This is a genomic window from Pectobacterium hainanensis (assembly GCF_046237015.1).
In the GTDB taxonomy this organism is placed as follows: Bacteria; Pseudomonadota; Gammaproteobacteria; order Enterobacterales; family Enterobacteriaceae; genus JBJYIN01.
The window spans coordinates 65,792-83,847 of sequence record NZ_JBJYIN010000015.1 but is presented as its reverse complement, the minus strand read 5'-3'; the positions used below and the strand labels follow the sequence as shown (position 1 = coordinate 83,847).

Below are 18,056 nucleotides of genomic sequence, written 5' to 3'. Positions count from 1 at the left end.
AACCCCAGAATAACGACGCCCAACCATTTTATGCGTGCCAACCATTGCATTATATTCCCCTGAATGTATTGGTTATCTTCCTTTTCCGCGTTACCTTACCAGCACCACTTTACCATCTATTATTGAAAAATAAGGTCTGTAAGCAAAAACAATTTTTCCATCACTATTTACAAATCGTAGTGGCGAGTTCTGGAAAAAACCTACACCTAAACGAAATAACCGCCCATCACGATATTTTATTATTTTATATTTATTCCATTCTATTGGTAGAGGCGTAAGTTCTTTATCAATTACATGCTGTGGAAAATCGGTAGAAATAAACATCATTCCCGTTGTAGCACCTTCTGCAAAAGCCATTTCTTCATTTGAGATCTGTGTGACTTTTTTCAAGCCCTCAATATCGCGCGCCTTCATCATCGACCAAATATCTGCATAGGCCATTTTGATCTTAGGCAGATCGTTCTCCGTAACAGGGGTAGCATTGACCCACGCCCAGTTCGATAAGCCAGCGATATGCACAGTTCCCGTGACCTTATAGAATCCATAATCTTTTTCATCCTTGGTATAGCCTTCAGATACAGTGGCGCTATTAGACGTATTGACCGAGTCGCTCGCCGTAATCCTACCATTTTCATTCACGCTTAATTTGAACTTCGCGATTTCTGTACTGATTGTCTCTGTATTTTTAGTGACGATTAACTGACAGGATGAATCTGGGAACAGAGTCTTGGGATTTTTATGATCCAGTGGAGCCATTAATAATTCGATATCATTCTGTCCATTTTCTAAAAATGCCGTCAGGTTAAATCCCGTCGACATCGTTCCTTCTCTGGCTCGTCCGGTATCTGCCGCGGGGAGATCATTGACTCTTAAAAGGCAAGAGCTTTTGTGTGACTGAAAAGAAAATAGATACTTTTCGCTAACGACTTCGCTTGCCTTAACAGGACAAACCGCTAACATAAGAAAGAAAAAGGTCATATTAAAAAACATTAACCCAATACTTCGAAATGATTTTTCCAAAACTTTCATGAATTACCTATTCCTTTTCATCATTATTATACCCTAAATAATTCAAGTTTCAGGAAGGCGGCAAGCGAAGGAATCCCGATGAGCTTACTCAGGTAAGTGATTCGGGTGACTGAACGCAGCCAACGCACATGCAACTTGAAGTATAACGGGTATAGATTTTTTCCGAGTCCGAAGACATCCCACTGTATAATTCACACAAACCTTCACCGTGATTTCTTCGTGGTAAAATACCAAATCCAGCGTATCTTTTGTAGCCGTATGTAGCCCCAAACACTCTTTTTCCACTGCCTTTCTACCAATCGCCAATACGCCTTCTGCGATATAAAACAGGACGCCCACTCGAACATTCGCTCCCGAAATCAACGTGAGTGCGACTTCTGCCGGTTCATCTTTTTGTCACTCATTTTTTGTTCGATGGTTGTATCATTCCAGTTGGCTATGTAGTCATGTTTTGTTTTGATCTTTTTTGAAACCAACGATTCTGTTAAATCATGATTTATTTTATAGAGTTCAATCTCAATAGCAGGAGAGTCATTCTTATCTTTGATTAGGCCATCAGAAAATATATCACTTAAATAAAAATCAAAATTAAACCCTTTCTCTTCTTTTATTTTTAGCGAGACACTCGGTGAGGGTGAATCGAGTTGACCTATAAAAAACATCCTACCTTTCGATAAGGGAGCATTCCAGAAAACGAAATTAACTTCATCACCTTTTTCATAGAGTTTAATAGGGATATCGATAGGCTCGTCGAAAACTATTTTCGGGGACAGAAAAAAGTAAGGGGTGTCAGAGAAAGGCACAGGGAACCAGAAGTTCCCTGCTCAATGTGATTTAGTCGCAGTGAATCGGGACACAGGAACAGAATAGATTACGATCGCCGTAAACATCATCCAGACGTTTTACGCTCGGCCAATACTTATGTTCGCTTCCAGCCGGGAAGACCGCCAGTTCTCGACTATAAGGATGCGCCCACTCGCCGACTAATTCCGCTTGTGTATGAGGCGCATTCACCAGTGGATTGTCATCCAGCGGCCATTCGCTGCTTACCACACGAGCGATTTCAGCACGAATCGATAGCATCGCTTCAATAAAGCGATCCAGCTCAACCTGACTTTCTGATTCCGTCGGCTCAACCATCAACGTTCCCGCCACCGGAAATGACATCGTGGGCGCATGGAAACCGTAGTCGATCAGACGTTTGGCGATGTCCATCTCGGTGATACCGCTGCTTTCTTTGAGCGGCCGAATATCAAGGATACACTCATGCGCCACGCGTCCCTCTCGTCCGGTATAGAGCACAGGAAATGCAGCCTGTAACCGTGTGGCAATATAGTTCGCGTTGAGGATCGCCATCTGACTCGCCTGCTTCAGCCCTTCGGCCCCCATCATGCGAATGTACATCCAGCTAATGGGCAAAATAGAGGCGCTACCAAATGGTGCCGCCGATACCGCGCCTTTTTCAGTCAGGATACCCTCCATTTTCACCACCTGATGACCAGGAACAAACGGGGCCAAATGCGCCTTTACCCCTATCGGCCCCATCCCCGGCCCCCCGCCCCCGTGCGGGATACAGAACGTTTTATGCAGATTAAGGTGAGAAACGTCCGCACCGATATAACCCGGAGTGGTAATACCCACCTGCGCATTCATATTGGCCCCGTCCAAATAAACCTGACCGCCATACTGATGCACAATCTGGCATACCTCTCGAATGGTTTCCTCATAAACGCCATGAGTCGATGGATAGGTCACCATAATGCAAGCAAGCTGTTCGCCTGCGGCCTGTGCTTTTTCACGCAGATCGTGCAAATCAATATTGCCTTGCTTGTCACAGGTCACCACCACCACCCGCATGCCCGCCATCTGTGCAGAGGCTGGATTGGTGCCGTGAGCGGAACTAGGGATCAGGCAAATATCACGCGCAGCCTCGTTCCGACTCTCGTGATAGCGACGAATCGCCAGCAACCCCGCATACTCCCCCTGCGCTCCCGAGTTCGGTTGCATACAGACCGCATCATAGCCGGTAAGCTGTACCAGCCAACCCGATAATTGTTCGATCATCTGTCGATAGCCAATAGCCTGATCGGGTGGACAAAACGGATGCAGTTCCGCAAATTCTGGCCAGGTAATCGGCAGCATTTCCGCCGCCGCATTGAGCTTCATCGTACAAGATCCCAGTGGGATCATCGCCTGATTAAGCGCCAGATCTTTACGCTCCAGACGATGCAAATAACGCATCATCTCCGTTTCACTGTGATATCGGTTGAAAACCGGATGTGAAAGAATAGCATCGCGGCGTTGTAAACTAAGCGGGATCACGTCCGGCTGTTGGCTGATTACCGTGTCCAGCACATCAATATCCAACTGGTGTGCGTCCCCCAACAGGATATCGAATAACGCCAATACGTCATCGCGCGTCGTCGTTTCATCCAGCGTCATCCCAACGGCACCATCGAGATCGTTTCTCAGGTTAACGCCAAAACTCAATGCCCGACTCAACACGGCCTGCTTATCCTCAACCTCAACGGTCAAGGTATCAAACCAACGCTGATGTCGCAGTGTCATACCACGCTGACGTAGACCACATGCCAGAATCGACGTGAGACGATGAATGCGTCCGGCAATACGTTTCAAGCCTTCAGGCCCATGAAAAACAGCGTACAGACTGGCGATGTTAGCCAGTAGGACCTGTGAGGTACAAATATTGGAGTTGGCTTTTTCACGACGGATATGCTGCTCGCGTGTCTGCATCGCCATACGCAGCGCCGTATTTCCAGAGGCATCCCGTGATACACCAATAATACGGCCCGGCATGGCACGTTTGTATTCATCGCGACAGGCAAAGAACGCCGCGTGTGGACCACCGTATCCCATAGGGACACCAAAGCGCTGGGCTGAACCGAAAACAATGTCCGCCCCCTGTTTTCCCGGCACAATCAACACAACCAGCGCCATGATATCGGCCGCCATGCAGCAGATCACGTTACGATCCTTCAACGCGGTCATCAGACTACTGTAATCATGCAGCTCACCGGTGGTGCCCACCTGCTGTAGTAATACACCGAACACAGCATCATCATTTAATGCAGCATCGGCTTTTCCTACCACCACATCAAAACCAAACGTCTCGGCACGCGTGCGCACCACGTCCAGCGTTTGCGGATGAACATCGTCTGCAACAAAGAAACGATGTGCGGTTTTCAACTTGCTGATACGTTTTGCCATCGCCATGGCTTCTGCGGCAGCCGTTGCTTCATCCAACAGCGAAGCCGAAGCCAAGTCCAACCCGGTTAAATCTTGTGTCACTTGCTGAAAATTCAGTAATGCCTCCAGACGCCCTTGTGACACCTCCGGCTGATATGGTGTATACGCCGTATACCAGCCCGGATTTTCCAGTACATTACGCAAGATCACCGACGGCATAAGCACGGCGCTGTATCCCATGCCAATGTAACTTTTATAGCGCTGGTTACGATCGGCAATGGCTTTCAACTCAGCCAACGCCTGATGCTCCGTGACGGCCTCACCGACGGCAGGTGGACTGGGTAACTGAATATCAGCGGGCACAATCTGCCGGATTAACGCGTCCAATGAATTCGCCCCGACAACGGATAGCATGTGCTGCAATTGGCTGGCTGACGATCCGATATGGCGTTCAACGAAGGCATTGTCATGTTCAAGTTGTCTGAGAGTCTGCGTCATTACAAAAATTTCCTGCGTAAACCTATCTTGCACTGACAGGCCGAATAGCGATCAAAAAAATGCCCCGGCTCAACAGAGGTCGGGGCAAGACGATTATTCATCTTCTTCCAGCGTGGCTTGATAGCCTTCGGCATCAAGCAGCTCGTTCAAATCAGATTCATCGGACGATCGAATACGAAACAGCCAACCATCACTATAAGGTGCGCTGTTCACCAACTCTGGCGCATTTTCCAGCTCTTCATTCACTTCGATGATTTCACCGCTGATTGGTGCATAGATATCGGAAGCCGCTTTGACAGATTCCGCCACCGCGCAGTCATCACCGGCAGCGACAATGGTGCCAACCTCTGGCAAATCGATAAACACCATATCGCCTAAAAGTTCCTGTGCATGATCGGTAATCCCGATGCTATAAATACCTTCGCCTTCAGACTGTACCCACTCATGCGAAGCGGTATATTTTAGTTCTGCTGGTACATCGCTCATCGCCATCCTCCTTTCCTTTGATTCATAAATTAATACTGCACAATGGGTTTTCCGGCACGGACAAAACCGGGTTTGGTGACATGCACAGCGTGTTCACGATTACGGATCTGGACAATAGCCCGTTCACCAATCCCCGCAGGCACTCGCGCTAAGGCAATACTTACGCCAAGCGTTGGTGAAAACGATCCGCTGGTAATAACACCTTCCTGCATCACACCATCACTATCAGTAAAGCGCACAGGTAAATCATTACGCAATACGCCTTTTTCGGTCATCACCAGCCCAACGAGTTGCTCCCCCCCGCCTTCACGCTGTTTTTCCAGTGCTTCGCGGCCAATAAACTGTCGATCCTGGGGTTGCCATGCGATGGTCCATCCCATATTTGCAGCGAGTGGCGATACGCGTTCGTCCATATCTTGTCCATAGAGGTTCATCCCCGCCTCCAGACGCAGCGTGTCACGAGCGCCTAACCCGCAAGGCCTGACGCCCGCAGCCAAAAGTTGCTGCCAGAAACCCACTACCTGTTCCTGTGGCAAAGCAATTTCATAGCCGGTTTCACCCGTATAACCCGTTGTCGCAATAAAAAAGTCGTGCAGTTGTGTACCGAAAAAAGGCTTCATGTCCGCAATTTGCTTCATCTCTGTATCATTGAACGCATACTGCGATTTCAGTAAAGAGCGAACTTTCTCCGGTGCCGTCGGCCCTTGAACGGCCACCAACGCCAATTCATCCCGTTCATGAATCTCAACCATAAACGCACTGGCGTGTTCAGCGATCCAGGCCAGATCTTTGTCACGCGTGGCGGAATTCACCACCAGACGAAAAGAGTCTTCCGCCAGAAAATAGACGATCAGATCGTCGATCACCCCACCGGATGCGTTCAACATTCCCGAGTACAATGCCTTACCCGGCAGTGTCAGTTTGGCCACATCGTTTGCCAACAGATAGCGGAGAAATTCACGCGTCCTGATGCCGTGCAGATCGACAATCGTCATATGTGACACATCGAACATACCCGCATCACGACGTACCGAGTGGTGTTCATCCAACTGGGAGCCGTAGTGCAGCGGCATCATCCAGCCGTGAAAATCAACCATTTTGGCACCATCGGCCAGATGCTGTTGATACAACGGAGTCTGCTTTGCCATCTTTTCCCTCTATTCAAAATACAGCATTCAGGGAGATATCCCCGTTACGCAAACGATATCTTGCCACTGAACTTAGCATCGAAGCGTGGGTTAAACCACATTTACAGACATAAGTTAAACTATATAGAACAGATGAAATCGTTACTAAAAAAACGACAGCAAATAAGATTTAAATACTGATTTATTAAAAATAATAAGCATATAAAATAAAAAATAACGAATTAATCACACATTAATGACGATTAAATAGAGTTAAACAGATAATCACATCATCCCCACAAAATCATTCAGATTAGATTAAGTAATGATAAATCCTCATCAAAATTAGATTATTTCAATCAAATGCCATGGCCTTCCTGTGAATGCCAATGTACCCGACGACATGGCAATGAGCTGAAGGCACTGTAACGAATTTATTCTCATAGTAGTGATAACAATTAGTAGCGATAACAATTTGGGAATTTGATATTTATCAACCGGCCATAACATTCTGGTTCTGGCTGGCCGACAGCGGGATTACAGTTAGAGAAAAACGCATAACATCTGAGCATACTCAGGCAAATAACTATCCTGCTCCGCACAGCGTATCCCGATATAAATTTTCTTAAATTCATTAAAATTAATTGATTACGGAGATAACTATCATGACCCACAGAATGATTCTCAATGAAACATCCTATTTTGGCGCTGGCGCGATTTCACATATCGCGGACGAGGTCACTCGACGTGGCTTTAAAAAAGCGCTGCTGGTGACAGACAAGGATTTGATCAAATTTGGCGTGGCGGGCAAGGTCACTGCAAAGCTAGATGCCGCCGGTCTGGCGTATGAAATCTACGATGAGGTTATTCCTAACCCGACGATTGGCATTGTGGAAAAAGGGGTTCAACGGTTTAAATCCTCTCAGGCTGATTACTTGATCGCTATCGGCGGCGGTTCACCGCAGGATACCTGTAAAGCTATCGGTATTATTATCAATAACCCAGAGTTTGCCGATGTTCGTAGCCTCGAAGGCGTTGCCGCAACGCGACGCCCTTCTGTACCCATTATTGCCATCCCTACCACGTCCGGAACGGCTGCCGAAGTCACCATCAACTACGTTATTACCGACGAAGAAAAACGTCGTAAGTTTGTCTGCGTTGACCCGCACGATATCCCTATTGTCGCCATCATTGACCCCGAAATGATGAGCAGTATGCCTGCATCGTTGAAAGCCGCGACCGGGATTGATGCGCTGACCCACGCCATTGAAGGCTTCACCACACAAGGTGCCTGGGAATTGACGGATATGCTGCATCTAAAGGCGATTGAAATCATCAGTCGTTCACTGCGTGATTCCGTTGCAGGCAAGGCTCAGGGTGTCGAGGATATGGCTCTGGGCCAATATATCGCAGGGATGGGGTTCTCAAACGTCGGTCTGGGTTTAGTACATGGTATGGCTCACCCTTTGGGTGCTTTCTATAACACGCCGCACGGTGTCGCCAACGCAATCCTTCTGCCACACATTATGGCCTACAATGCTGATTATACGGGGGAAAAATTCAGGGCTATCGCGATTGCCATGGGGGTAAAAGAGGCTATTGATATGCCAATTGCTCAAGCCAGAGAAGCCGCGATACAGGCGGTGAAGCAATTATCCCATGATGTGGATATCCCGCCAAAATTGCGCCATGTCGGCATGAAAGAAGAGGACATTCCCGCGCTGGCACAGGCCGCGTTTGACGATGTCTGTACCGGCGGTAATCCCCGGACAACAACGGTAGAGGATATCAAAGCGCTTTATCAGTCAATTTATTAACAACGGCTACCAACGGAAGGGTTATTGATGGGCATCGCCGACAGGGACGATGCCCTCTTTTCACCACAACGCGACTGTACGATTTTCTCGCTGCCTCGCCTAACAAAAACTGGTAATTGATATAAATTCTTATATGATATTGGTTATCATTATCATATTTGAGTGACGGCAATATGCTAACAGCGATGATCACCGCATGCGGGTTATGGGGAGTGAGTTGGTGTCTGGGCAAGCACTTATCCAGCGCCTGGGGCGTGCTTCTGCCTTGCGCGTTAATGCCGTTACTGACCCTGCTTGACCTCAATCTGACACATCTCAAGCTGATCATTGCCATTGCTTTGTTGGCAACGATATTCATGCTATTTCACCAGCGTTTACGGCACTACTTACTCCTCCCTTCGTGTGTAGCACTCGCGGGTGGACTCGCTGCGTTATCCATTACATTTAATCTTACGATGGGATAAAGCATTCGATAACCACAAGGCCATCAACGGATTGAATTTATCAAGGGAAGGGAAGGAAAAGAAGAGAGAGAGAAAAGTAACGCTGGACGTGTTACTCAAACAGGGTTCAGACAGACATAACGTCAAACAAATATTGGTGCGAAGAGAGGGACTTGAACCCTCACGCCCGTTAAGGCACTAACACCTGAAGCTAGCGCGTCTACCAATTCCGCCACCTTCGCACTGGTATATCAATGATGACCACCGTATTGATGATCTCTGTGCCAACAATGTAACCGCATGGTGCGAAGAGAGGGACTTGAACCCTCACGTCCGTTAAGACACTAACACCTGAAGCTAGCGCGTCTACCAATTCCGCCACCTTCGCATGAATGCCCTGCGATACAACGACACAACTATCAAGCCACTGCTGATAGCCAAAACATCTGTAGTGAATGTGGTGCGAAGAGAGGGACTTGAACCCTCACGCCTGTTAAGGCACTAACACCTGAAGCTAGCGCGTCTACCAATTCCGCCACCTTCGCAACCCCGTCGCACAGCATAGCTGCCGTGCCACTACGGGGCCGAATTCTAGAGGTTTTAACGTTAAGGTCAATGATTATTTCCGCCGAAATACCAGGTTTGCTGTAAAAACAATCACCGTCCCGTCGCGTGACGAGAGAAGAGTTCATTCAACCATTCAATGAACACCCGAATTCGTGGCGCAAGGAAGCGCCCGGGCGGATACATCACGTAGAGTGGCATATCTGGCGGTGGAGTATCTTTCAATATTTCGACCAGTTCGCCGCTATCCAAAAAAGACTGTAGCCCCCGACGGGGAGCCTGAATCAGACCTAATCCGGCACGGCAACCAGCGATATAGGCATCGGCACCATTCACCTGCAATTTCCCCGGTAACATCTGCGTGATCCGTTCACCATGATGAATAAACTCCAGCGGATAGAGGTGCTCCGTGCGTAATGAAAAATAGCCGACAGCCTGATGCTTCGAGAGATCATCCAATGACACAGGCGTACCAAACTGCGCCAGATAAGCGGCGGAAGCACAGGTAATTTGTGGCATAGAGGGTAAATGCCGGGTTGCCAATGAATCATCTTCTGCTTGCCAGGCTCGCAGCACGCAGTCGACCCCTTCCCGTAGTACGTTAATTGCCGAATCATTGGCGCTTAGCATCAGTGTTATCTGGGGGTAACGCTGATAAAACTCCCCCAAAGCCGGAATAACCACTTCGCGCGCCAGAGAATGCGGCATATCAACCCGTACCTTCCCCACGGGTTGCTGTTTTTGATGAGTAAAAAGCGTATCCGCTTCTTCAATTTCAGCCAACAAGTGGGTACAGCGCTGATAATAAAGCTGGCCTTCATCGGTAACATTCACCTGCCGGGTGGTTCTTTGCAGCAATCGGACACCCAACCGCGCTTCAAGTTGTTTGATCGTATGGCTGACGGTGGCTCGCGGCAGTCCCTGCTTTTCTGCTGCCCGACTAAAGCTTCCTAACTCAACAATACGTACAAAAATCCGCATCGCCTGAATCTGATCCATCACCGCCACCATTGTTGTGCATTTTTGAACAGTGTTGCACAAAATGTACTATTTATCTTCTTGTTATAAACAACCAGAATTCATATTCATGATCGACAACGCTCTACATAAGGACAACACAATGCGACAACGTCAATTAGGTCTTAATGGTCCATCGGTTTCTGCTTTAGGCTTGGGTTGTATGGGAATGAGCGATTTTTACTCCACCGCACAGGATGAAAAAGAGTCCATTGCCACACTACATCGTGCGCTGGAATTAGGCGTCACATTACTCGATACCGCCGATATGTACGGGCCGCACACCAATGAACAACTGGTTGGAAAAGCCATCAAAGGCAAACGCCAGCATGTTTTTCTCGCCACCAAATTTGGCATTTTGCGCGATCCTGCGTACCCCGATCGACGAGGAATTTGTGGTAAACCCGAATACATCCGCACCTCTGTCGAAGGCAGTCTGAAAAGGCTCGACGTTGAGGTCATCGATCTCTACTACCAGCATCGCATCGATCCCCATGTACCCATTGAAGATTCGGTTGGCGCGTTGGCTGACTTAGTCAAAGACGGGAAAATCCGCTACATCGGTCTGAGCGAGGCGTCGGCAACAACGTTGGAACGCGCCCATCGCGTTCATCCTATCACCGCGTTACAAAGTGAATATTCCCTGTGGACGCGGGATGTAGAAGACACCATTCTGCCGACCTGTCGCCGATTGGGGATTGGTTTTGTTCCCTATAGCCCGCTGGGGCGCGGTTTTCTCACTGGCGCTATTCGTACATTGGCCGATTTAGACGAGAATGATTTCCGTCATCGCAATCCGCGCTTTAGTGAAGAAAATTTCGCAAAAAACTTGCAGTTGGTAGAGAAAATCAAGCAGTTGGCAAATGAAAAAGGCGTCACACCATCACAGTTAGCACTAGCCTGGGTACTGGCACAAGACGAACACATCGTTCCGATTCCAGGAACCAAGCGGCGTCGCTATCTGGAGGAAAATATCGCTGCGCTGGATATCACACTCACGACGGAGGAACTGACCGCAATCGAGGCGATTTTTCCTTTTCGGGCCGCAGCAGGAGAACGCTACGGCACAGAAGGTATGGCGACAATCAATCTTTAACTAATTAATCTTTAAACATTTAATCGTTAAACCTTAACGGCGGCCTTTGCTCGCGGCACGGGGTGGACGGCCCACCGTGGCCTGATAAACTTTGAAACGCCCGGTTTGTGCCAACACCTCGTGGCTACCAAACGCCGAATCCAACAGCGCGGGATACGGCAAGAAAGCATTCGCAACAATACGCAACTGCCCGCCGATGGGCAAATGCGCTACCGCACCACGAATGAGTAACTCCGCAGCTTGAAGGCTGGTTTGCAAACCATCGTGAAACGGCGGGTTAGAGACGATCATATCGAAGCGGCCAGTGATATCTGAATACACGTTGCTGGCAATCACCTCACCGTCCAGGCCATTGGCTATCATTGTGGCCTTACTGGATTCCACCGCGCCAGCGCTGACATCACTCAACGTCAGGCGAATTTTTGGCGATTGCTTCGCCAGCGCAGCGGCTAAAACACCCGCACCACAGGCGATATCCAGCACTTTCCCCTTCATATGCGGTTCGAATGTGGATAGGAGTAATTGGCTTCCAGGATCCAGCCCATCTCGGCTAAACACGCCCGGCAGTGTTTTCACCGTCACACCGTCAATAACATAGTCGTCCCACCATTCATCAAGATGGAAAGATGACTGTTTATCAATACGGCCGTGGTAAAGCCCGCAGCGACGGGCGCTATCGATCTTCACCAGCGAAACAAAACCGTTCAATACGTTTTCTGCGCTGCGAACGCCGCTGCGATTTTCGCCCACCACAAAAATCTCGGCACCAACTGGCAACAATGATAATAGATTAAACAACTGGAATTCTGCTTCCTGCTTACTCTTGGGCCAGTAATAGATCAAGGTATCGCAATCAGCCACCAGCGCAGCATCGGCCAATAAGCCATATTGAACCTTATCGCCCTGTGCACGATTTAACTGCTGCCAATGGTGAAATTGTGTGGCGTGGACACGCACATCAGACGCCTCAAATTGCGCCGGAAAGGTGTCTTGTAAATCACCGGCAAACAGCACCCGACGTGAAACGAACTCATCACTATGGCGCAGTATCACTTCACTGGCTGGGGTTAATGCGGACATCAGACTGTGGCTCCTTAATCATTGAATGGGGGATTATATACGCTCACCGCCGAAATTGCAGAGTGGATGTGAAAGCATAGTAGAAGGGAAATTACCGCATGACGTTGGCGCAGCCCAACCGGGTTTGTTAGCATAGCGGGAATCACTTTACCCCACGCCAGACAGGATAACGTATGGAATCAACACGTGACAGGCTGCTACAGCAACTGGGCATCACGCAGTGGACGCTGCGTCGCCCTACCGTGTTGCAGGGCGAAATTGCTGTCACGCTGCCTGCCGAGGTACGTATGGTGATTGTGTCCGCCGAGCCGCTTGCCGATAACGAACCGCTGTTAGACGATGTACTGCGCAGTCTGGCGCTCACGCCTACGCAGATCTATCGGCTGACGCCACAACAGGTTGAGATGCTCCCCCAGAATGCGCGCTGCCACTGCTGGACACTGGGCGTGACAGAACCCATCACGTTACAGGGCATTCGGCTGACCAGCCCTTTGCTTTCCGAACTTCATCAAAATGCCGACGCCAAACGGGCGCTGTGGCAACAAATCTGTGAACATGAACACGATATCTTCTCTGACGCCAGCCGATCTGGCACAAGCCTTTCAGATTGAGCAAGCCAGTCACGCCTTTCCCTGGACGGAAAAGACCTTTATCAGCAATCAGGGCGATCGTTACGTCAACCTGAAACTCTGCCATCACGGGCAGTTTGCCGCTTACGCGATTACGCAGGTCGTGCTGGATGAAGCCACCCTTTTTAATATCGCCGTACACCCTGACCACCAACGTCAGGGGCTAGGCCGTGAGCTGTTGGAATATCTGATAGCAGACATGGAGCGCCGTGACATTCTGACGCTCTGGCTTGAGGTGCGTGCATCAAACGCCCGCGCTATCGCACTTTATGAGAGTCTGGGATTTAACGAAGTCTCAATACGCCGCGACTATTACCCCACGGTGCAAGGCCGGGAAGATGCGATCATTATGGCACTACCGCTCGGTTAATCACTTGCTGCGGCATCCATAAAAAAACCCACCTTGCGGTGGGTTCGGGGACATTAGAAATCGATGGACATCGACAGCTTCAGAGAACGCGGATCGCCCTGATACAGGTAAGCTCCCGAATCATTTACTGAAGACCAGTATTTCTCATTGGTGACGTTTTCTACATTAGCGCGCCATACCAGCGTTTGATCGTTCATCGGCATGCTATAGCGCACCCCGAGATCCAAACGCGTCCACGGTTTCAGCTTCAGAGTATTATTCGCATTAGCATATTGCGAACCGGAGCGAATCACCGTACCCGCCAGCGTTAAGCCTTCTACCTGCTTGATATCGTATTCCGTACCCAGCACCAGTTGATAGCGTGGCACGCCGATAACGTCTTTGCCGTCATTTTTACCGTCCTGCGTTTTAGTTTGCTGGGCGGCAATCCATGTTGCGCTACCATTCAGTCGCAGTCCAAACACAGGCTCACCGAATACATTCAGTTCCATACCACGGTGACGACGTTCGCCGTAAAGACCATAAGTCATCGTCGAGCGATCTACCATCTCGTAGGGGCGCTTAATTTCAAACAGTGCTAACGATCCGCCAACGCGTTCATAGTCAAATTTCACTCCGACTTCGTTTTGTTTTGCGACATAGATACCAGTGACATTGCCCCCGTTCACCACTGGTGCGCCATCAAAGTTATTCGGTGCCGACTTGCCAGGAGAAAGTGCTTCTACATGGTTGGCATACAGAGAAATATTATCCCACGGTTTTACGACCAAACCGTATGCTGGCGTGACTTTGGTACGATTAAAGGCGCTGTCTCGTTCTTCAACCCCTTCATAGCTGTAATTGCGTACCATAATTTCCTGACGGCGAAGACCTAGCGTCAATGCGACCTTGTCATCAAGTACAGACAACGTATCAGATATCGCGAAACCACTGCTTCTGACTCGATTACGAACCTTCGGATCATTCATATCCCCAGCACCAGGCCGCGTTGCCGGATAATCTATATAGCCGGGGTGATAAATATTGGTATTGCTGCTTACTGAACTATCCCAGGCTGAACGGCTTTTTGCATATACGCCCGAATACCCCAGATTAACTTTATGTGTGACAAATCCCGTATCAAACTGCCCACGGACGCCTAACAATCCAGAAAACGTGTCGCGAACAAACGGTGTACCCATACGCGATATTGTGGCATTGCCGTTATTATCGGTAAGCCTTGGCGACCCGTAGTTTCCTGACTCATCGGCACGACTGCTGCCAACCCCTGAATACAGCGTCCAGTTATCGGCAATATCGTATTCACTACGCAACATGCCGAAAGTGGTTTTTAGATCAGAAGAAACCCAGCTAGGATTATAATTTAGCGTCGCATCTGGCACATCAGGGATCTCTGTGGCCTTACCGATACCAACTCCAATTCGCCCACCGTGAATGGTCTGGTGCTGGTAGCCTGCATCCAATGACGTGCGGAAGCGATCGCCTCGATAGTCAAGACCAATGGAGGCCATCGACATGCGATCTTTTTGATCGTGAATCGCGCTTTCCCCTTCACGATGCAACACGTTGACACGCACGCCAAACTCGTTGTTGTCGCCAAAGCGGCGACCGACATCCACCCCGCCGCCAATCTTGTTCTTCGATTCATAATCAACGGTCAGGCGAGTCAGTGGATCGTCCGTCGCATGTTTCGGTTCAACGTTAACCGAACCGCCAACGCCACTGCCAATTCCGCTGCCAGATACCCCGTTAACAAACGCACTGGCACCTTTAAATACCTCCACGCGCTCAACCATATTGGTAGAAACCATTTGGCGTGGCATCACGCCATACAATCCACCGAAGGTAATATCATCGCCATCGAGCGTAAAACCACGGATGCGGTACGTCTCCATGAAATTACCGAAACCTTTCAGGGTTTGTATTGAGGCATCATTTTTCACTACGTCAGCCAGCGTTTCCGCCTGCTGAGAAAGCATCATCTTGTCGGTGTAGCTGATAACGTTAAACGGCACATCTCGCGCATTCTGTTGCCCGAGAAAACCGAGACGCCCACCGTTTGCAATTTGTCCATCCAGATAGGCAGGCACCAGATCATCACCACCAGCCCTGAACGTATTACCCGGTTTCGCAACAACGGTAATCGTGTCATTACTCGCCGTCGTGTCTGACGCAGCCGATGTCTTAGTAGTCTGGTTTGTTGTGGGCGGTTCTTCCGCCCACAACGGCATGGCCATGCCGCCGCATAAGGAACCAATTAATAATGCGAGTAAATTTGGCGCACGGAGACCCGCACGCGATGTTGTCTGTGAAGCTGTCATGTCATTTTCCCAATGATTAAATAAAAATAATTATTATTTTGCTTCGCAATTATGCAATGATCTCGATATTTTGCAAGTAACACAACGCAGTTAGGGAAACGTTTATATCCCTAGATAACATCAGGTTAAAGGGGTCATACGCGCCTGTATCCCCGTCATACCTCAAGCTGTTTATGCGTTGTTCAAACGATAACGTTTTGTCACGCAACTCGAATTATTTTGGGAATCACATTCGCTCAAAAAAGAAATCAGGTATGCAAGGAAGAAAAACTCGGAGGAAAAACGCGCTCTGCGTGTCGTGTGATGTTGTGTATTTTTGGAGAATATTGCCTGGATCATTCGACCCAGGCAGGATTATTTAGTCGTGGTCACCCAGCAATATGGATTCCAACGCAATTTCGATCATTTCATTGAACGTGCTTTGGCGCTCTTCTGACGAGGTTTGTTCGCCAGAACGAATATGGTCAGACACCGTGCAAATAGCCAGCGCTTTCGCCCCAAACTCAGCCGCGACACCATAAATCCCCGCTGCTTCCATTTCCACACCAAGAATGCCGTATTTTTCCATTACATCAAACATCTGCGGATCCGGCGTATAAAACAGGTCAGCAGAGAAAATGTTACCGACGCGCACAGTGACACCATGGGCTTTCGCTGCATCAACGGCATGGCGCACCATGTCGAAATCCGCAATCGCGGCGTAATCGTGATCTTTAAAACGCAGTCGATTTACTTTGGAGTCCGTGCAAGCTCCCATACCGATGACCACATCGCGCAGTTTCACATCCGAACGCACCGCACCGCAGGACCCCACACGAATAATTTTTTTGACGCCAAATTCAGTGATCAGTTCTTTCGCATAGATTGAGCAAGACGGTATTCCCATACCATGCCCCATCACCGATACTTGACGGCCTTTATAAGTGCCGGTGAAACCCAACATGCCACGCACATTGTTCACCTCACGGGCATCATCCAGAAAGGTTTCCGCAATATACTTAGCTCGCAGCGGATCGCCTGGCATCAATATGACATCCGCAAAATCACCCCTTTCAGCATTAATATGTGGCGTCGCCATACGTTTATTCCTTATTCATCAACATAAAAAGATCCATGACCGATATCGCTGGCCTCACAGTATCGATTTCCCATAGTCCATTGGAGACAGACCGAAATAGGTTGCCACCGTTTGGCCTATATCGGCAAAGGTCTCACGATGACCATAGGAACCGGGGGCGACATTTGGCCCGTAAATCAGCACTGGCACGTGCTCACGGGTATGATCCGTACCATGCCAGGTAGGATCGCAACCGTGGTCGGCAGTCAGGATCAAGATGTCATCCCCCGTCACGCGGGATAAGAGTTCCGGTAAACGACGATCAAACAACTCGAGCGCGGCCGCATATCCCGCCACATCACGACGATGCCCATAAGCGGAGTCGAAATCCACAAAGTTGGTAAACACAATGGTGTTATCCCCTGCCTTGTCCATTTCCCTGATGGTCGCATCAAACAGGGCATCAAGCCCTGTCGCTTTCACCTTCTGAGTAATGCCGACCTGTGCATAAATATCCGCTATTTTCCCCACCGACACGACTTCCCCACCTTTCTCCTCTACCAGTTTTTTCAACATGGTCGGTGCGGGCGGCTCAACTGCCAGATCGTGTCGATTACCAGTACGCTCGAAGTGACCGGATTGTTCACCAATAAACGGACGTGCAATAACACGGCCGATGTTATACCCGCCTTCCGTTAAGGCTTCTCTGGCGATTTCACACAGTTCGTACAGTTTTTCCAATCCAAACGTCGCTTCATGGCAGGCAATCTGAAACACAGAATCCGCAGACGTGTAGAAAATCGGTTTACCCGTTTTCATATGTTCTTCGCCCAAGCGATCCAGAATAACCGTACCCGAAGCGTGGCAGTTTCCCAGATAACCCGGTAAATTCGCGCGCTTGACCAACAGGTCAAGCAATGCCTGAGGAAAACTGTTTTCCTCATCCTTAAAATATCCCCAGTCAAACAGTACGGGGACTCCGGCAATTTCCCAATGTCCCGACGGCGTATCTTTCCCCGAGGAAATTTCGCTGGCGTAGGCATAAGCGCCGATAATCTCAACCGATTCATCCAGACCTGCCGGGAAGGTTCCCGAAGACGCTTGGGCCGCCTTCCCTAACCCTAGCCGACTCAAATTAGGCAAATGTAATGGCCCTTTGCGACCAACATCGGCTTTTCCTGCCGCGCAAGCCTGCGCAATATGACCCAGCGTATCCGAGCCTGCGTCGCCAAAACGTTCTGCATCGGCGCTGTAACCAATACCAAATGAGTCGAGCACCATAATATAGGCACGTTTCATTGTTTATCTCCCGCGC

15 protein-coding genes and 3 tRNA genes are annotated in these 18,056 nt (G+C 49.2%); 5 read left to right on the top strand and 13 right to left on the bottom strand.

The window, feature by feature from the left end; genetic code table 11:
- Positions 1 to 90: 90 nt before the first annotated feature.
- The 5 genes from ACKPVM_RS15330 to gcvT all read right to left on the bottom strand — a co-directional run bounded on the left by ACKPVM_RS15330 (position 91) and on the right by gcvT (position 6,368).
- The gene (locus ACKPVM_RS15330; RefSeq protein ID WP_409310329.1) at positions 91 to 1,029 is read right to left on the bottom strand and encodes an IdsF; all 939 of its coding nucleotides are present in this window, start codon (positions 1,027 to 1,029) and stop codon (positions 91 to 93) included.
- A 359-nt stretch (positions 1,030 to 1,388) separates the two neighbouring features.
- Complete coding sequence (locus ACKPVM_RS15325; RefSeq protein WP_409310327.1) at positions 1,389 to 1,832, bottom strand: hypothetical protein; 444 nt, start codon at positions 1,830 to 1,832, stop codon at positions 1,389 to 1,391.
- Between the two features lie 31 nt (positions 1,833 to 1,863).
- Positions 1,864 to 4,734, bottom strand: coding sequence for an aminomethyl-transferring glycine dehydrogenase (gene gcvP, locus ACKPVM_RS15320; RefSeq protein WP_409310325.1), 2,871 nt, complete (start codon positions 4,732 to 4,734; stop codon positions 1,864 to 1,866).
- A gap of 93 nt (positions 4,735 to 4,827) precedes the next feature.
- Positions 4,828 to 5,220 carry a glycine cleavage system protein GcvH gene (gene gcvH, locus ACKPVM_RS15315; RefSeq protein WP_409310323.1) on the bottom strand — a complete coding sequence of 131 codons (393 nt, stop codon included), beginning with the start codon at positions 5,218 to 5,220 and terminating at the stop codon, positions 4,828 to 4,830.
- Between the two features lie 29 nt (positions 5,221 to 5,249).
- Positions 5,250 to 6,368 carry a glycine cleavage system aminomethyltransferase GcvT gene (gcvT, locus tag ACKPVM_RS15310; protein ID WP_409310322.1) on the bottom strand — a complete coding sequence of 373 codons (1,119 nt, stop codon included), beginning with the start codon at positions 6,366 to 6,368 and terminating at the stop codon, positions 5,250 to 5,252.
- Positions 6,369 to 7,012: 644 nt separating this feature from the next.
- On the opposite strand from gcvT, the gene fucO reads away from it, so the two are divergent.
- Entirely contained in the window at positions 7,013 to 8,164 is a 1,152-nt protein-coding gene (gene fucO, locus ACKPVM_RS15305; RefSeq protein WP_409310320.1) for a lactaldehyde reductase, read from the top strand.
- A gap of 173 nt (positions 8,165 to 8,337) precedes the next feature.
- Positions 8,338 to 8,628: a DUF1435 domain-containing protein gene (locus ACKPVM_RS15300; protein WP_409310318.1), complete on the top strand. Its 291-nt coding sequence runs from the start codon at positions 8,338 to 8,340 to the stop codon at positions 8,626 to 8,628.
- Positions 8,629 to 8,762: 134 nt separating this feature from the next.
- Here ACKPVM_RS15300 and ACKPVM_RS15295 read toward each other — a convergent pair.
- The 4 genes from ACKPVM_RS15295 to ACKPVM_RS15280 form a co-directional block, all read right to left on the bottom strand.
- Positions 8,763 to 8,849 (bottom strand) — tRNA-Leu (locus tag ACKPVM_RS15295).
- A 59-nt stretch (positions 8,850 to 8,908) separates the two neighbouring features.
- Positions 8,909 to 8,995, bottom strand: a tRNA-Leu gene (locus ACKPVM_RS15290).
- Between the two features lie 70 nt (positions 8,996 to 9,065).
- Positions 9,066 to 9,152, bottom strand: a tRNA-Leu gene (locus ACKPVM_RS15285).
- Positions 9,153 to 9,264: 112 nt separating this feature from the next.
- Positions 9,265 to 10,170: a LysR family transcriptional regulator gene (locus ACKPVM_RS15280; protein ID WP_409310316.1), complete on the bottom strand. Its 906-nt coding sequence runs from the start codon at positions 10,168 to 10,170 to the stop codon at positions 9,265 to 9,267.
- A gap of 121 nt (positions 10,171 to 10,291) precedes the next feature.
- Between ACKPVM_RS15280 and ACKPVM_RS15275 the strand changes: the two genes are divergently transcribed.
- Complete coding sequence (locus tag ACKPVM_RS15275; protein WP_409310314.1) at positions 10,292 to 11,284, top strand: aldo/keto reductase; 993 nt, start codon at positions 10,292 to 10,294, stop codon at positions 11,282 to 11,284.
- A 33-nt stretch (positions 11,285 to 11,317) separates the two neighbouring features.
- Here ACKPVM_RS15275 and rsmC read toward each other — a convergent pair whose 3' ends face one another.
- Entirely contained in the window at positions 11,318 to 12,364 is a 1,047-nt protein-coding gene (gene rsmC / locus ACKPVM_RS15270; protein WP_409310313.1) for a 16S rRNA (guanine(1207)-N(2))-methyltransferase RsmC, read from the bottom strand.
- A 173-nt stretch (positions 12,365 to 12,537) separates the two neighbouring features.
- On the opposite strand from rsmC, the gene ACKPVM_RS15265 reads away from it, so the two are divergent.
- Entirely contained in the window at positions 12,538 to 12,975 is a 438-nt protein-coding gene (locus ACKPVM_RS15265) for a DNA polymerase III subunit psi (protein ID WP_409310311.1), read from the top strand.
- Entirely contained in the window at positions 12,920 to 13,363 is a 444-nt protein-coding gene (gene rimI / locus ACKPVM_RS15260) for a ribosomal protein S18-alanine N-acetyltransferase (RefSeq protein WP_409310309.1), read from the top strand. Before ACKPVM_RS15265 ends, rimI begins: the two co-directional genes overlap by 56 nt.
- A gap of 53 nt (positions 13,364 to 13,416) precedes the next feature.
- Here rimI and ACKPVM_RS15255 read toward each other — a convergent pair whose 3' ends face one another.
- From ACKPVM_RS15255 to deoB, 3 genes are all read right to left on the bottom strand, one after another.
- Entirely contained in the window at positions 13,417 to 15,684 is a 2,268-nt protein-coding gene (locus tag ACKPVM_RS15255) for a TonB-dependent receptor (RefSeq protein WP_409310307.1), read from the bottom strand.
- A gap of 358 nt (positions 15,685 to 16,042) precedes the next feature.
- On the bottom strand, positions 16,043 to 16,762 hold the full coding sequence (gene deoD, locus ACKPVM_RS15250; protein ID WP_409310305.1) for a purine-nucleoside phosphorylase: 720 nt from the start codon (positions 16,760 to 16,762) through the stop codon (positions 16,043 to 16,045).
- 54 nt (positions 16,763 to 16,816) lie between these two features.
- On the bottom strand, positions 16,817 to 18,040 hold the full coding sequence (gene deoB, locus ACKPVM_RS15245; protein WP_409310303.1) for a phosphopentomutase: 1,224 nt from the start codon (positions 18,038 to 18,040) through the stop codon (positions 16,817 to 16,819).
- Between the last annotated feature and the right edge of the window lie 16 nt (positions 18,041 to 18,056).

What these genes read in the sequence shown, in the direction of transcription:
- ACKPVM_RS15275 (WP_409310314.1), top strand. Translation starts at nt 10,292, where the DNA reads ATGCGACAACGTCAATTAGGTCTTAATGGTCCATCGGTTTCTGCTTTA.
- deoB (WP_409310303.1), bottom strand. Translation starts at nt 18,040, where the DNA reads ATGAAACGTGCCTATATTATGGTGCTCGACTCATTTGGTATTGGTTAC.
- rimI (WP_409310309.1), top strand. Translation starts at nt 12,920, where the DNA reads ATGAACACGATATCTTCTCTGACGCCAGCCGATCTGGCACAAGCCTTT.
- deoD (WP_409310305.1), bottom strand. Translation starts at nt 16,762, where the DNA reads ATGGCGACGCCACATATTAATGCTGAAAGGGGTGATTTTGCGGATGTC.
- ACKPVM_RS15265 (WP_409310311.1), top strand. Translation starts at nt 12,538, where the DNA reads ATGGAATCAACACGTGACAGGCTGCTACAGCAACTGGGCATCACGCAG.
- fucO (WP_409310320.1), top strand. Translation starts at nt 7,013, where the DNA reads ATGACCCACAGAATGATTCTCAATGAAACATCCTATTTTGGCGCTGGC.
- ACKPVM_RS15280 (WP_409310316.1), bottom strand. Translation starts at nt 10,170, where the DNA reads ATGGATCAGATTCAGGCGATGCGGATTTTTGTACGTATTGTTGAGTTA.
- gcvP (WP_409310325.1), bottom strand. Translation starts at nt 4,734, where the DNA reads ATGACGCAGACTCTCAGACAACTTGAACATGACAATGCCTTCGTTGAA.
- ACKPVM_RS15300 (WP_409310318.1), top strand. Translation starts at nt 8,338, where the DNA reads ATGCTAACAGCGATGATCACCGCATGCGGGTTATGGGGAGTGAGTTGG.
- ACKPVM_RS15255 (WP_409310307.1), bottom strand. Translation starts at nt 15,684, where the DNA reads ATGACAGCTTCACAGACAACATCGCGTGCGGGTCTCCGTGCGCCAAAT.
- ACKPVM_RS15330 (WP_409310329.1), bottom strand. Translation starts at nt 1,029, where the DNA reads ATGAAAGTTTTGGAAAAATCATTTCGAAGTATTGGGTTAATGTTTTTT.
- rsmC (WP_409310313.1), bottom strand. Translation starts at nt 12,364, where the DNA reads ATGTCCGCATTAACCCCAGCCAGTGAAGTGATACTGCGCCATAGTGAT.
- gcvT (WP_409310322.1), bottom strand. Translation starts at nt 6,368, where the DNA reads ATGGCAAAGCAGACTCCGTTGTATCAACAGCATCTGGCCGATGGTGCC.
- gcvH (WP_409310323.1), bottom strand. Translation starts at nt 5,220, where the DNA reads ATGAGCGATGTACCAGCAGAACTAAAATATACCGCTTCGCATGAGTGG.